The 418-nt window shown below is 38.0% G+C and carries 1 protein-coding gene; it reads left to right on the top strand.

The genetic code is table 11. The features are described 5' to 3' along the window. Nucleotides 1-42: 42 nt before the first annotated feature. The coding region (locus MWU65_RS17590) for a hypothetical protein (RefSeq protein WP_247079974.1) at nt 43-418 on the top strand (376 nt) is incomplete at its 3' end.

Raw genomic sequence — 418 nt, 5'->3', positions numbered from 1 at the left:
CGAATGTGGGGTGGATTAATCCGTGATTATTATCGGGAAAGAATGGCAGGTAAATTAGAAAGTTTACGCTTAAATAAACCCTATGACAATAGAACATTTGAAGATACCTGGGTGAAATCGAAAGGTGTGAGTGCAATAGCCCCTTTCGCAAACCCTTTAAAATCGGCTAGAACGTTGGTAAAAGAAGCAATGGCAAAACCTATTCCTGTTATCGTAAACTCCGATGACATCCTTGTGGGTAATTGGACCTCTAAGGATAATTCTTTCGAATGGCCCATAAAAAGGGAGTATTTGCAAAGGATTAAAGAAATCAAATTTATGTATACAGAAGGGGAGTCTCGGGTACGGATAATTGGAGTAGAATTGATTGCGGATGGTAAGCCTATTTATAGTAATTCAGAAGTTCGTTTTATTGAAA

Source organism: Cellulophaga sp. F20128, assembly GCF_023015805.1.
Taxonomy (GTDB): domain Bacteria; phylum Bacteroidota; class Bacteroidia; order Flavobacteriales; family Flavobacteriaceae; genus Cellulophaga.
Note: the sequence above shows the minus strand (reverse complement) of the source record. Positions and strands in the feature narration are given on the sequence as shown.